Origin of the sequence: Polyangium sp. y55x31 (genome assembly GCF_029946505.1) — a bacterium.
Classification (GTDB): Bacteria; Myxococcota_A; Polyangia; order Polyangiales; family Polyangiaceae; genus Polyangium.
In genome coordinates this window covers 1-13,779 of sequence record NZ_JARZHG010000061.1, presented here as the reverse complement: position 1 = coordinate 13,779, position 13,779 = coordinate 1, and the positions used below count along the sequence as shown (strand labels likewise).

10 protein-coding genes, 1 tRNA gene and 1 pseudogene are annotated in these 13,779 nt (G+C 69.6%); 6 read left to right on the top strand and 6 right to left on the bottom strand.

The features are described 5' to 3' along the window. Positions 1–27 precede the first annotated feature (27 nt). The 5 genes from QHF84_RS47990 to QHF84_RS47970 all read right to left on the bottom strand — a co-directional run bounded on the left by QHF84_RS47990 (position 28) and on the right by QHF84_RS47970 (position 6,839). Complete coding sequence (locus tag QHF84_RS47990; protein ID WP_281320375.1) at positions 28–2,400, bottom strand: MMPL family transporter; 2,373 nt, start codon at positions 2,398–2,400, stop codon at positions 28–30. Between the two features lie 54 nt (positions 2,401–2,454). Next, positions 2,455–3,102 carry a tetratricopeptide repeat protein gene (locus QHF84_RS47985; protein ID WP_281320374.1) on the bottom strand — a complete coding sequence of 216 codons (648 nt, stop codon included), beginning with the start codon at positions 3,100–3,102 and terminating at the stop codon, positions 2,455–2,457. A gap of 101 nt (positions 3,103–3,203) precedes the next feature. Beyond that, the gene (locus tag QHF84_RS47980; protein WP_281320373.1) at positions 3,204–4,037 is read right to left on the bottom strand and encodes a hypothetical protein; all 834 of its coding nucleotides are present in this window, start codon (positions 4,035–4,037) and stop codon (positions 3,204–3,206) included. 139 nt (positions 4,038–4,176) lie between these two features. Continuing rightward, entirely contained in the window at positions 4,177–6,462 is a 2,286-nt protein-coding gene (locus QHF84_RS47975) for a glycogen debranching N-terminal domain-containing protein (RefSeq protein ID WP_281320372.1), read from the bottom strand. Continuing rightward, positions 6,462–6,839, bottom strand: coding sequence for a response regulator (locus QHF84_RS47970; protein ID WP_281320371.1), 378 nt, complete (start codon positions 6,837–6,839; stop codon positions 6,462–6,464). Before QHF84_RS47970 ends, QHF84_RS47975 begins: the two co-directional genes overlap by 1 nt. Positions 6,840–7,207: 368 nt before the next feature. Between QHF84_RS47970 and QHF84_RS47965 the strand changes: the two genes are divergently transcribed. Beyond that, positions 7,208–7,291, top strand: a tRNA-Leu gene (locus QHF84_RS47965). Between the two features lie 133 nt (positions 7,292–7,424). Then, the gene (locus tag QHF84_RS47960) at positions 7,425–8,789 is read left to right on the top strand and encodes a hypothetical protein (RefSeq protein ID WP_281320370.1); all 1,365 of its coding nucleotides are present in this window, start codon (positions 7,425–7,427) and stop codon (positions 8,787–8,789) included. Positions 8,790–8,878: 89 nt separating this feature from the next. Here the strand turns inward: QHF84_RS47960 and QHF84_RS47955 are convergent, their stop codons facing one another. After that, a complete protein-coding gene (locus QHF84_RS47955; RefSeq protein WP_281320369.1) occupies positions 8,879–10,057 on the bottom strand; it encodes a hypothetical protein in 1,179 nt (392 codons plus the stop codon). A gap of 127 nt (positions 10,058–10,184) precedes the next feature. Between QHF84_RS47955 and QHF84_RS47950 the strand changes: the two genes are divergently transcribed. The 4 genes and pseudogenes from QHF84_RS47950 to QHF84_RS47935 all read left to right on the top strand — a co-directional run. Next, positions 10,185–11,123: a DUF4190 domain-containing protein gene (locus QHF84_RS47950; RefSeq protein WP_281320368.1), complete on the top strand. Its 939-nt coding sequence runs from the start codon at positions 10,185–10,187 to the stop codon at positions 11,121–11,123. Positions 11,124–11,190: 67 nt separating this feature from the next. Continuing rightward, entirely contained in the window at positions 11,191–11,466 is a 276-nt protein-coding gene (locus QHF84_RS47945; RefSeq protein WP_281320367.1) for a hypothetical protein, read from the top strand. Continuing rightward, a complete protein-coding gene (locus tag QHF84_RS47940) occupies positions 11,466–12,617 on the top strand; it encodes a serine/threonine-protein kinase (RefSeq protein WP_281320366.1) in 1,152 nt (383 codons plus the stop codon). Before QHF84_RS47945 ends, QHF84_RS47940 begins: the two co-directional genes overlap by 1 nt. Next, positions 12,604–13,779: pseudogene (locus QHF84_RS47935) on the top strand (hypothetical protein); the annotation flags it as partial. The gene QHF84_RS47940 and the pseudogene QHF84_RS47935, both read left to right, overlap by 14 nt.

The following is a 13,779-nucleotide window of genomic DNA, read 5'->3' as shown; positions in this document are numbered from 1 at the left end:
GGTTTCTCCTTCGAGGGTTTGGCAGGACTAACTCGCCGCGGGGGTTCGTCCGTGCTCCTTGGCCGGGGAGGGCTCGGCGTCGGGCTTCGTGCGGAAGACGAGCCAGAGCGCCGCGGGGAGCGCGGTGAAGTCCGCGATCATCGAGAGGACGAAGGCCACGGCGGAGAGGATGCCGAACTGCCGGATCGGCGGCAGATCCGCCATCCCGAAGGCCACGAAGCCGCCCGCATTGATGAGCGTCGCGAAGAAGATCGCCCGGCCCGACACGAAGAGCGTGTGCCGGAGCGCCTGCTCCACGGAGCCTTCCTTTCGGCCCTCCTGGAAGTGATAGAAGAAATGGATCTGGTCGTTCTCGCTCGTCCCGAGCACGGTCGACGCGATGAGGATCGTCGCGACGTTCAGCGTCATGCCGCAGATGCGCATGATGCCGAACATGACGAGGATCGCGAAGAGCGAGGGGATCATCGCCATGAGCCGCGCCGCCCCGCTGCGGAAGACCACGAGGAACGTGACGAAGATGATCCCGACCGTGAGCTCGAAGCTCTCGACGAGCGTGGGCACGAGGCTCTGCGAGACGCGCGCCTGGAGCGGCGCCATGCCCACGGTGCGGAGCTCGAACTCCCTGAGCGCCGGGTTCGCCTCGGCCGCGGCCTTCCAGTGCTTGTCGATGCTCGCCTCGAGCCGTTTGAACGCCTCGTGCTCGGTCGCCTTCGACATGACCGTGAAATGCGTCTGCCCGAGGCCGTTTTTCTGGACGAACCGGCCGAGGAGCGGATCGACGGGCGCGAGCGATTCCAAGGTGCCCGCGAGCTCGTCGAGCGCCTCGGCGTCCTTCGGGAACGCGTCGCCCGCGCCGCCGAGGTACTGCATCATGCGCAGGATCGTGGTCGGGCCGATCGCCGCGCCGACCTCGGGATCGGCGACGAGCGCCTCGTGAAACGCCTGGAAACCCTTGAGCGCGTCGGGCTCCGAGACGCTGCCGACGCCGCCCTTGAGCCAGACCTCGGTGATCGAGAGGCCGGGCATCTTCGCCTCGATGGCCTTCGTGTCCGCATAAAGCCGTGATCCCGAATTGATGTATTCGACGGGATCGGTGAGCAGACGCATCGGCTTGACGACGCCGGGCAGGCCGAAGAGCGCGACGCCGCCCGCGAAGGAGAGCACGATCGAGCCGAGGACGAGCGGCCAGCGATACCGATAACTCCACCGAGGCAGCGCCTCCGTGAGGCGGACGAACCACGCCGCCGCGACCTTCTGCTCGATCGCGGTCGGGGTCTTCAGGATCTTCTGCAGCGCGGGGAAGAGCGTGAAACAGACGATGTAGCTGAGCGCGAGGCCGACCGCGACCCAGACGCCCATCTGCCGGATGGGCTGGATGCTCGACACGACGAGCGCCGCGAAGCCCACGGCCGTCGCGAAGACCGACGCGGTGCAAGCGAGCCACTTGTTGGCGAAGGAGAAGACCTGGTGCTCGTCGACGCTGCGATCCGCGGGGCGCTCGACGAAGCGCGACTGCAAGTAGACGAGCGTCGCCGTGGTCGTGACGAGGATCGTCATCGGCACCATGGGCGAGACGATCGTGAGGACGCCGCCCGTGAGGCCGATGTAGCCCATGGCGAGGGCGATCGAGACGCCGAGCGTGATCAAGAAGGCCGCGAGCGTGCGCGCGGAGCGATAGAGGAAGAGGCAGAGGCCAATGATGAAGGCCGCGAACATGCCGAAGTACTTCGGCCCGGTCTTCTGCATGTCCTCGTCGAGGTAGATGTTGACGTAGGGCTGGCCGACCTGGCGCAACGTCTTCAGCGGGGCGCCGTCGCCGCCCGTCGCCTCGATGGCGCGACGCACGGCCGCGAGGGTCTCGCGGCGCTCCTGGCTCGAGTGCACGTCGAGGATGAGGGCGATGGCGAGGTAGCCGTCGCCGGCGAGGCCCTGATCCTGGAAGAGCTTCGTGCCCGAGACGAACTTGCGCAGCGCCTCGGATTGCTCGGGGGTCGGATCGAAGCCAGCCTTGGCGCGGCGATAAATGGAGAGCGCGGAGTTCGGCTCGACGCGCGGGATTTCCTTCAGCGCGCGCTCGAGTTTGTCGAGACGCTCGAGCACCGCGGGCGCGAAGGGATCGTCGGCCTCGGCGAGCAGGACGGCGAACTCGCCGGAGCCGAAGATCTTCTCGAACTCGCGCGTCTTGACGTAGTCGGTGTCGCTCGTCGCGATGAGGCGCTCGATCGCGTTGTCCTGCTGGACGCGCGCCGCGAACCAGGCCGCGGGCGGCAGGACGAGCGCATAGAGGGCGATGATGATCCAGCGGGCCGCGATGATGCGAGAGAAGAGCCGCACGAGCCATCTGGGCGCGTCATGGCTCGGGCTCGCGGGGCCGTTCGAAGGGCTCGAAGAAGTCGACACGGGACGCTGCTATCACGATCCCGCGCAGGCCGCCCGTCGATCCCGCGCGGCGTTTCAGGGCGAAGGCGCCTGCGCAGCAGGCTTCGGACATGTGGGGTTGCCCGCGTCCTTGAGGAGCTGCGCGAGGAGCGCCTGATCGTCGCGTCGGAGCTTTCCGCGATCGGCCGAGCAGCGGCAGAGGTGAGGCTTGGCAGGATCGACGTCGCCGAGCGCGATGTAGGCCTCGGCGACGCGCAGGTGGTTCTCGATGACGTCGGGGTCCTTCTGCACGAGGCCTTCGAGCAGCTCGAGCCCCGTCTCCGAGTCTCCATTTCGTAGCAGCGCGGCGGGCGCGACCACGTAGAGCGTGCCGAGCATGCGCGTCGCGGCGCCGCTGCGGAAGCTCGGATCGAGCTCGCGGCTGCGGCGCGCGTAGTGCTCGACCTCGCCGACCATATCGGCTCCGAGGAGGCCCTTGAGCTGCACGAGCCTACCCGTGACGACGGCGCGCGCGTACGTGTACGCGGCCGTGTCGACCGCGTGCGCGCGGACCTCGGCGTAGGCGAGCTGGCGATCCTCCGGCGTGTCCACGCCCGCGGCGATGAGGTCTTCGAGCGCGTCGGCGATGACGAGCGCGTCTTTCGTGGCGACGGCGGTCTTGAGCGAAGCGTTGACGGCGGGGCCCTGCGCGCCGGTCACGCCGCCCCAACAAGCGGGCAACACGCCCAGGGCAGTAGCGAGGAGGAGAAAGGACCAGCGCACGGGCGGGAGAAATAACACCGTCGGGAAGGAGAATCGCCCCCGCGCAGGCGAGCGAGGAGGCGCTACTTGTCGTACGCAGCGACGACGCCCGCGTAATCGGCGGACGTCGCGGACTTGAGGGCGAGGATGCCCACCTCGCCGCACGTCGCTTTGCCCTCGCCCTCGCAGATCTTGCCGAGGTTTGCCTGGAACGCCTTGCGCGCGTCCGCGGGCGCCGAGGGGAAGGCGACGACGACCATGGGCGGGAGCTTGTCGCTCGACCAGACGGACTTGATGTCGGCGGCGCCGTCGATCTTGCCGAGCTCGGCGAGCTGGGCGTCGTCGACGAGCGCGCACGCGGCGTCGCCGCTCACGACCTTCTTGATGGTCTGGATGGGGCGGGTCGTCGTGACCAACGTGAAATCGCCGAGCTTGAAGGCGCCCTTCGAGACGACCTTGTCGATGAACTTGGGATCGTCGGCGTGGTCGCTGGCGAGCGCCTTGCCCTTGCAACCGGCGAGGTCCGAGGCGGTCTTGCTGATGAGGTGATACTGCTGGCCGCCCGCGCGATTGACCGCGACCTGGCCGATGATGTCGAGGTTGTGCTTGGCCTTGAGGCCGAGGAAAGCGCCGAGCGAGAGGATCCCGTAGTGAGGTTTCTGGGCGGAGATGAAGGCCTCGGCGTTGCCGCGGCTCGTGTGATACTCGCCCTTCGCGCCGCCCCAGCCGTTTTGCTTGGCCGCGACGGACACGAACTTGTCGACATAAGGTTGGGCTTGCGCCGCGCTCCCCACCCCGTGCTCCCGGAGCACGAGGACCCCGACCGTCCCCTCCGCGGCCGCGTCCGCGCACAAGAAAGCAGAGGCGGAAGCGATCACAGAAGTGGCGAGCAGGGAGCGAAAGACAGTCGTTCGCACGGGTAGACCTCCTGGCAGACTTGGACGAGGGAGCCGGGAAGGTATGCATCGAAGGCTGTACGGCCATCGGAAAAAATGAAGGGTGGGAGCTTGCTCGGGTGCGTGAAGGTGGGACGAGGGGCGACAAGGCCGGAAAACCTCACGGATTCGAGAGGTTGGGCTGGTACGTCGTGTCCTCTTCCCAGGTGTCCACGAAGGTCACCTTCACATCGCCGCGCATCGCAGCGACGTCCACGGCAGTATGCTCCTCCACACGCTGGTAGCGAAGGTCGACTTCCCCACGACCGACCGGGAGGCGCTTGATCTCGACCCAGTGGAGCCAGCGAGGGAGGGTGGGGCGGACGATCCGGAGCTCGTTGCCAGGGGCGTTGGGGGAGAGGCCGAGGAGCGCGGCGAGGAGAGACGCCCACGAAGCAGCAGCCCAGGCCTGGGGGCTGCACGCGACGGGGTAACGGACGGGGACGCCGAAGGCGCTGCGCGCGAAGCCGCAAAAGAGCTCGGGCATGCGGTAGGCAGGGAAATGCTGGGAGGCCTCGAAGAGCGCAGTGACGAGCTCGAGCGCGAGGTGCTCCTGGCGGTAGCGCTTGAAGCCGAGCGCGATGAGGGCGTTGTCGTGCGGCCAGACGGTGCCGAGGTGGTAGCCCGTGGGGTTGTACCGAGCCGCGCGCGTGGAGAGGGTGCGGATGCCCCAGCCCGAGAAGAGGTCCTCTTCCATGAGGCGTCGCGCCATGAGCTCGCCGCGCGCGTGCGGGACGGCGCCAGCCCAGAGCGCGTGGCCCGCGTTCGAAGAGACCGTGGCGACCTGCCGTTTGTCGCCGTCGAGCGCGATGGCGTAGGCGTTTTCCGCCGGCATCCAGAAGGCCGCGTCGATGGCGTCGCGGAGGTTTGCGGCGCGTAGCTCTTCGGAGGCGGCGCGCGTGGGATCGCCGAGCGCGCGGTAGATGCGGGCCGCGGCACGGCGGCTCATGTAGGCGTAGGCCTGCGCTTCGACGAGCGCGATCGGCGGTTCGGCGAGGGTGCCGTCGGGATGCGTGATCGCGTCGGTGGAGTCCTTCCAGCCCTGGTTGACGAGGCCCGCGCCCGAGCGACACGCGTACTCGAGGAAGCCGTCGCCGTCGCGATCGCCGTAGCGATCCATCCAGAGGAGCGCAGCGTCGAGGTTCGGGCGGAACTCGCGGACGAGGTCGAGATCGCCGGTCGCGCGGTAGTACTCGGCGAGGAGGATGATCCAGAGGGGCGTGGCGTCGACGGTGCCGTAGTACGGCGAGAAGGGGACGATGCCGAGGCGCGCGAGCTCGCCGCGGCGAAGCTCGTGCATGACCTTGCCAGGCTCCTCGTCGCGCGCGGGATCGTCACGTGTGCCCTGATGATGGTTGAGCAAGCGAAGCGCCTGGCGCGCAGGCTCGGCGGAGATCCAGAGGTAGAGGAGCGCGGTGATGATGGTGTCGCGGCCGAAGAGGCACGCGTACCAGGGGATGCCCGCGGCGATGAAGGGCGCGTCGGGATCACCGGAGAGCAGGACGCGGAGGTCGTTTCGCGCCTTCGCGAAGACCGCGTTGAAGAGGGTGTTGCTCGTCTCGACGCCGACCTGGCCCGCGAGCCACTGCTTGTAGCCCGCGAGCGCGCGGCGCGGGGCCGATGGGCCGTTCGTGTTCGTGAGCGGCGAGGTGTCGACGCGGACGCCGATCGTGATGCACGTGGAGCCGCCCGGGCGGAGCTCGATGCGGTAACTCGCGGAGCACGACGCGAGGCGATCGGGCGTGGGATCGAAGCGGACCTCGGTGCGCCGCGCGAGGCCGTCGGCGCCGTCGTAGCGGAAGCGGAGGACGCTCGGCATGTGCTCGGGCGCGTGCGCCTTGCCCTTGCGCGCGCCCTGCACGATGCCGCGGACCTCGAACATGTCGGAGAAGTCGGCCTCGAAGTGGAGCTCGACGTCGAGCGTGACGGGGAAGCGGTTGTAGTTCTGGAACGTGAGCGATTCGCTGACCTCGGTCGGACGAACCAGGCGGTAGCGGCGGATCTGGATGGTCTGCTCGTGGACGGCCTGGCCTTCGGGCGTGACGAGGTTCGGGTTCGTGAGGACCTGCGCGCCGAGGAAATGCGCGTGGTCGCTGGAGAGGAGGATCGTCGGGCGGAGGCCCTGGATGGCGAGCTCGTAGCTGCTCAAGAAACGCGTGTCGCCGAGGTAGAGGCCGTAGCCCTCGCGGTTCTTGCGCGGGACGTTGCCCTCGGCGTCCGTGAGGAGGAAGAGGTCGCCTTCCTTGAGGAGGGTCGCGTCGCGGATGTCGCGCGCAGAGGGCGGCGCGTCGAGCGAGACGATGCCGGCGGGCTTGTTCGTCTGCGGCGCAGGCGAGGGAGCCGGGGCGTCGAGGTCGACGGGGAGCGAGAGGCCGCGCGCGGATCCGTCGTCATGAGGGCCGTTCATCAAGCCACCTCTTCGTGGGGACGCTCGACCTCGCGCGCGACGGCGTCGAGGAGATCACTCACGTCGAACGGCTTCGAAAGGACGCGGCGGACCTGCGGCGTGAGGCGGAGCTGCGCGAGGAACGCGGAGACGACGATCACGGGCGTGAGCCGCGTCTCGGGCTCGGCCGCGAGCTCTTCGAGGACCGCGTTGCCGTCCTTGCCCGGCAGCATGAGGTCGAGCAGGACGAGGTCGGCATGCTCGCGCTTGACGATCACGGCGGCCTCGATGCCATCGGCGACGCCGACGACGTCGTAGCCCTCGGCGCCGAGCAGGAAGGTCTCGAGATCCCGGAGCTCGGGGTCGTCCTCCACGACGACGATCTTCTTCCTCGGCACGACAAAGCTCCTCCGATCGGGGGGTGAGGCAGGGACGCTCGCCACGCCGAGCGGACCGCCGGTCGCTGCACGAGCGACCGCCGGAGACCCAAGGTGCTCGCGCCTCGCCATCGGGGATTCGCGGAGCACGTACGGTGCCGCGCCCGTGTGGCGGACCCGCACGTGCAGGCAGGCTCGACGAGGAGCGAGCGCGCCGGAGCGTGGAAGGGGCGGCGCGGCGCGTGGTTTTTCGCGGCGCTTCGGGGCGGCCGGCCCGAAGGAGACGAAAAGCGAAAATCGTCCTTGCGCGCGGGGCTTCGGCCGATCTATCTATACGCCCCCGTTGGCCGACGGCCGGCGGATCGATGTCCTTCACGGGAAGGCATCACGCGAAGATGGCGGAATTGGCAGACGCGCTGGATTCAGGTTCCAGTGCCCGCAAGGGCGTGGAGGTTCAAGTCCTCTTCTTCGCACTCCGAAAAACACATTGAGGGATCGCGACTTCGCTTGATGAGATAGGCTGCCGTGATCCCTCTTCGTGGATCAGGTGACAGCCTTGTCGAGGTTGATCCAATGTCGCACGGCGCGCCGGGGGGCTCGGCGGGGATGAAGCAGGTTCGCTCCCCAGAGGCCGCGACCGATGCGTGGACCCTTAAGTTCGTCGGTGTCACGGCGAGCCTGGTCCTCGGCTTGGCTCCCGCCGGGTGCGGGCAAAAGAAGACGGACGGCAGCACAGCGCCGGCGCCGAGTGCCTCGGTTGCGTCGAGCGCGTCGGCCGCGACGAGCGGTTCCGCGAATGCGCCCGCGACCTCGTCGAGCGCCGTGCAAGCGCCTCCGCCTGCGCCGAGCGAGCCCGTGGGCTCGGGCGTGAGCTCGTTCGTCGCGGCCGCGCAGACCGAGGCGTGCAAGGCGCAGAGCGGGGACATCGCGACGTACTTGCAACGCGGCGAGGTCACGGCTGCAGGGCGCGAGGGCGCGATCGCTGCCTCCTGGCTCATCAAGCTCGCCGCGAACAAGCCGGGCGCGCAGCTCGCCTTCGCAGGGTTCGCCCTCGACGCGAAGCAGGTGGCGCGGGCACGCGGCATCGGGACGGCGAACGAGACGGCGCCGCGGATGTTCGCGAACAGCGCCGGCTGGACGCTCGTGTGGTTCGACGGCGACGGGCTCGCGTACACGAAGCCGCGCTGGGAGACCTCGCCCGCGCCCGTGATCGAGCACCTCAGCGCGGTGAACGCCGCGAACGCGGACGACGTGGCGCTCGCCGCGACGCCCGCAGGCGCGATCGTCGCGGTCGCGCCGTTCAACATGGAGAAGGCGCAGCTCGGGCTGTTCCAGTTCGCCCCGACGGACGCAGCCGCGCCGGCCGTGCAAGCGCTCGGCGCGACGCACCACGCCCACGAGCCGCGCAGGCCCGCCGTCGCCGCGGATGGAACCGGTTACACGCTCGCCTGGCAAGAGGGCGACGGGCGGATCGTCGTGTCGCGCTTCGATCTCGCGGGCAAAGAGATCGACGAGGCCCACACCCTCGCGGCGGCCCCGCCGGCCGGCGCGCCCGCGCGCGAACGCGTGAACCTCGTGGCCACGACGAAAGGCGCGATGGCCGTGTGGATCGAGGGCGACAAGATCCTCGCGCGTACCGTCGACGCGGCCGCGCGCCCCGGCGAAAAGACGTGGCTGGTCGGGCGTGGGCGTTCTCCTGCGCTCGCGCCGATCGGCGACGGCGCGCTCGTCGTGTTCCTCGGTCAGGAGGGCGGCAAGGACGATCAGGTCCTCGCGGTGAAGCTCTCGGAGAGCGGCGAGCCGTCGGCCACGGGCCTGCGGATCAGCGACGGGACGGGCGCGGTGAAGGATCCCGCGGCGGTCACGCCCGCCGGCCCGCGCATGGGCTTCTTGTGGACCGAGCCCATGAGCGGAGGCGTGAGCACGAAGCGCGCGGTCCTGCGCACGCTCGAGTCGAGCTGCATCCCCTGAGCGCGGCCGAACGTGTCGTTCGTGCGCATGCGCGTGGCGCGGCCTGCACACGTCGCGTGACGAGCGCTCGGCCGCGTCGACGCGCGTGATCAGGACACGAGGAACGCCGACAGCTTGCCGCCGGCCGCGACGTGGGCCTGCGCGGCGCTGAGCTCGCTGAAGTCGAACCCGCGCACGGAGAGGTCTCGATACCGGTTCGTCTCGACGAGCCGGAGCTCGTCGGGGCGCGCCCAGTCGACCACGTGCGGCGACTTCGTCGAGACGATGATCTGCCGGTGATCGGCGCAGGCCTCGATCACCTCGAGCAGCGCGCCGATCTTGCCGGGGACCGCGGAGATCTCGGGCTCCTCGAGGAGCAGCGCCGTCGCCTCCGGATCCACGAGCGCGACGAGGAGCTCGAGCCTGCGGATCACAGCGTCCGACAGACGGCCGAAGTCCACGCCCTCGAACGTGATGCTGGCGCGATCCTGCGGCGCGACGTCCGTGCGCGCGGACGGGTCGCGCGTGATCTGCACCGCGAGCTCGCCCGGCGCGCCGATGCGCTGGCAGAGCTCGACGACCTTGTTGTACCGATCGCGGTAGAGCTCGAACCAGATGACGAGCGTCGAAGCGAGCGAGAGCAGGCGCGCGTCGAGGCCACGCGAGGTCCAGAGGACGCCCGAGCGACCGGTGAGCGTGACGCCCGTGCGATCCTCGATCGGCGGGCGCGAGAGGGCGAGGCCGAGCCAGCGGATGCCTTCGAGATAGGCGCGGATGCGGCGCGCATCTTCGGGGACACGATCGGCGGACTCGCCCGCGAGCGCGAGCGCGCCGACGCCGGAGGGCAGCGAGATGCGGCTGCCGTCGCCGAAGACGGCGCGTCGATCGCGCACCGTCCAGAGATCCACGTTGGCTTCGTCGGTTCGGGCCGCGTGTTCTTCCCAGCGCATCGAGGGCGGGAAGGGCTCGTCGTCGTCGTCGAGATCTTGGAACCGGCGGTCGTAGGCGTAGACGAGGTGCTCGCCCGCGTCGCCCTCGAACTCGCAGCGGAAATGGCGAGGTTTTTCCGGGTCGCTCAGGGCGTGCACGGCGATGTGCGCGCCTTCGGCGATGCCTTGGACGAGCAAGGACGCGAGGGCCCCGCCTTTCGCGTGGAGCACGGTGCGGCGCGGAGCGATGGAGAGCTCGATCGAGCTGCTCCCGAGCGCCTGGTAATCACCGATCGTCACGGACACGAGCCGGGCGGCCGGGGCTCGGGGAAAGACGGAGGAGCGGGCCGGTTCGATCATGAGAGCGCACCTTCCTCCTACCACGCTGCGTGGGGGTGTGGCGTATCCCTTCTGCACGGGCGGGACGATGCATTCCGTCCATCCTTGGTTTGCGAGCGTAAGCGAGATTAGGCGCTAGAATTCGTGGGTGAGCGAGGCCATTTCCCCGAGGTCCGCGCTTTCGCGCGTCGCCCGAGCCGAGGGCCCGACGGAGCTCCCTCCGCTCTCCGACCCGTACCTGCGGGGGCCGAGGCCGCCGCAAAAAAAGCCTCTCTCGACGCTGGCCTTGACGTCGATCCTGGCGCCGTTCGTGGGCGGACCGCTGGGCTCGGTCGCCGCCATCGTTTTCGGCTGGGCGGCGCGGCGAGAGATCACCGGCGTGGGAACCGAGCGCCGCGGGTATGTCCTGGCGACGCTGGGAATGGGGCTCGGGATCTGCCTGACGGTGGCCTGGGGCGCGGCCATTGCGTTTGGTGTGTGGACGATGGAGCGCCGCAACGAGGCGCGGCTCCACCCGATCGCCAACGTCGTGACGGTCGGGGAGACGGCCACGCCGCCCGAGGGATCGGTGGAGACGACGGAGCCCACGTCGCCGCCCTCCAAGGCCGTGCCGGTTTTCCAGAAAGAGACGATGGTCCGCAAGGAGGGCACGGTCACGATCGTGGACGTGGGCGTGTCGGTGTCGTCGCTCTCGCAGGAGCTCGCGAAGGAGCGCGCGGCCGCGGCCGCGGCGGGCGAGACGCTCGTCGTGATGACGACGAAGAACGAGTGTGTCTCGTGCCGCAGCTTGTCCTCCTCGCTCGGGGATCCGCTCATGCAGACGGCGCTCGCGCACGTGCGGCTCGTCCGCGTGGACATCGATGCGTTCGACGAGGACCTGACGGGGCTGAAGATGCCGCACGATCATGTGCCGGGCTTTTTCCTGCTCGCGCCGGATCTCTATCCGCGCGACGCGATCGACGGCGGCGAGTGGGACGAGGACGTGCCGGCGAACATGGCGCCGGTGCTCGGCGCGTTCGTGCGCGGGAAATACGAGACGCGGCGACAGAGCTTCGAGCCGATTCAAAACGGCGGGATCAAGCTCTGAGGCAAGGGCGCGCTGCGGGCTCGGATCCCGGGCGCGGCGCGTCCATCCGCTGCTAGGATGCGCCGTCATGAAGCGCGCCGGGCAGATCACGATCTTCGTCCTCTGCGTCTTGTTCAGCGTCTCCGCCGCGGTGAACGTCATGGCGGACAACAGCGAGGTCGAGCGCGCGGCCGCAGCGGTGGCGTGTGGTGAGCAGGGGCCGAACTGCCGCGCGCAGGTGACGCGGCTCGAGCGGACGCCGTTCGGGCAGACGTACGAGATGGTGACGCCGAAGCGAACGGTGGACGTCGTTTGCCGGCGCGCGTTCGTGATGGTGGGCGAGTACGCCTGCAAGCTCCGCTGATGGGGAGACCCGCGCTGCGATCGCTCCGCGGGCTCGTTTGCCCGCGCTGCCGGGAATCGAAGCCCGAGGCGGCCGAAGGGACGACATCACTCGTCGTTTGCCCGCGCGACGGGCTCGCGCTCGTCGCTGCGTCGGTCCTCGCCGACGCGGATGGGGATCCGTTCCTCGGGACGACGATCGCGGGGCGGTACGTGGTGCTCGGTCGGATCGGCGCGGGTTCGATGGGGGCGGTGTACCGGGCGCGGGACGTGACGCGGGGGCACGACGTCGCGGTGAAGGTGTTTCGCGGGGATCGAGGGCGCGGGGCGCAGGCGCTGTCGCGGCTCGATCGCGAGGCGCGGGTCCTCTCGATGCTGCGCTCGCCGCACACGGTGCAGGTGCTCGACGTGGGCGAGATCGTGTACGGCGGAGAGGACGCGCTCGTCTCGCCCACGGTGTCGCGGTTCCTCGTGATGGAGATGCTCGAAGGTGAGCCGCTCGGGGTCCGGCTGCGCCGGGAAGGGCGGCTCTCGACGGTGGAGGCGACGCGCATCGCGACGCACGCACTCCTGTCGCTGGCCGAGGCGCACGACAAGGGGATCGTCCATCGGGATTTGAAGCCCGACAATGTGTTCATCGCGCGCCTCGAAGGCGGGGCCGAGGCGGGAAAGCTGCTCGATTTCGGGCTCGCGGACCTGGGGCTTGCGCCGCGCGACCCGAACGACGCGCTCGGGTGGGGTCGGGGTCCCATCGGTACGCCTCGGTACATGTCCCCGGAGCAGGCGCTGGGCGAGCCGGTGGATGCGCGGAGCGATCTCTATGCGGTGGGCGCGCTCCTTTACCAGATGCTCGTCGGCAGGCCCCCGTTCGTGGAGCGGGACGCCGCGCGGGTGATGGAAAAGCACGTGCACGAGCCGCCGATCGCGCCTTGCGAGGCGGCGCCGGAGGCGGGGATCCCGCGGGCGCTGTCGGATCTCGTGGTGCGGGCGCTCTGCAAGCGGCCGGAGGATCGGCCAGAGAGCGCGCGGGCGTTCATCGCGGCGATCGAGGAGGCGTTCGCCGGAGGGCTCGGGCGCGGCGCGGCGCGGCATGCATCGGGCGGGCGCGAGGCGACTATACGGCGCCCTTCGAGCCGTGTACCTTCGCGCACGGACAACGATGGATCCTCGTGAAATCGAAATGCTCGTCCAGCGCCTGCTCGCGAACCCCCACGACCAGGAGGCGCTCGCGTACGCGCATCGCGCAGGCGCGCAGGACCCTCGCTCGTACGCCATGCTGCTCGAGCGCGTCGGGACGCAGACGCCGGATCCCGCCTACGGCGCCCATTGGCTGAGCGAGGCCGCGAACGTCTGGCAAGCAGCGTTCGGCGACATGAACAATACCGTGCGCACGTTGATGCTCGCGGTCGACAGGGATCCGATGCATCGCTCGGCCGAGCGGCTCGCGCAGATGTTTCGCGAGAAGGGCGACGCGATGTCGCTCATCCAGCTTTACGAGCGGCAAGCAAAAGGGCTCGCGCCCGCGGCCGCGAAGCCGGAGGTGCGGACGATGCTCCTCAAGCTGCACGAGGAGCTTGGACGGATGTGGAGCGAGCCGCAGCTCGCGCGTCCCGATCGCGCGGTGGAGAACTGGCGCAAGGTCGCCGAGCTCGATCCCCGCAACGTGTATGCGATCTACGCGGCGCGCGAGATCCTGAAGGCGCAGCAGCAGTACGCGGAGGCGATCCCGTACTTCGCGATGGAGCAGGCCATCGCCGAGGATCCGGAGCGCAAGCTCGCGCTCTATCGAGACGAGGCCGACATCCGCAAGCGCGCGGGTGACATGCCGGGCGCGACGCAGGCGCTGCGCTCGGCGCGCGCGGTGCGTCCAACCGACGTCGCGCTGACGCAGGAGCTCGGCGTGAGCGTGCTCGAGCGCATCAACGCGGGCGAGAACGTGCCGCAGCCGGAGCGCGACGAGGCCGCCGCGATCTTCGTGCAGCTCGCGGAGACGTATGACGGGGAGTACGGGCTTTCGTATTCGCTGTCGGCGCTCGGCGCGTCGCCGGGGCACGATCGCGCGATGCAGCTCGCGGATCACTTCGCGGCGCTGCTCGGCCGCACGGGCGAGCTCGGTCCGCAGTACGCCGCGTACCTGAAGGCGAACCCGAACGGGTTCATGGCGAACGTGGCGCGGATGAAGGTGGGCAATGCGCAGCCCCCGCCGCCGCCGATGCCCGCCGCGCAAGCCGCGCCGCAAGCAGCGCCACAGCCCGCGCAGCCGGTGCAGCCGGTGCAAGCCGCGCAGCCCGCGCAGCCCGCGCCCGCCGCGGCCGTCGCGCAGCCGTCGCAACCC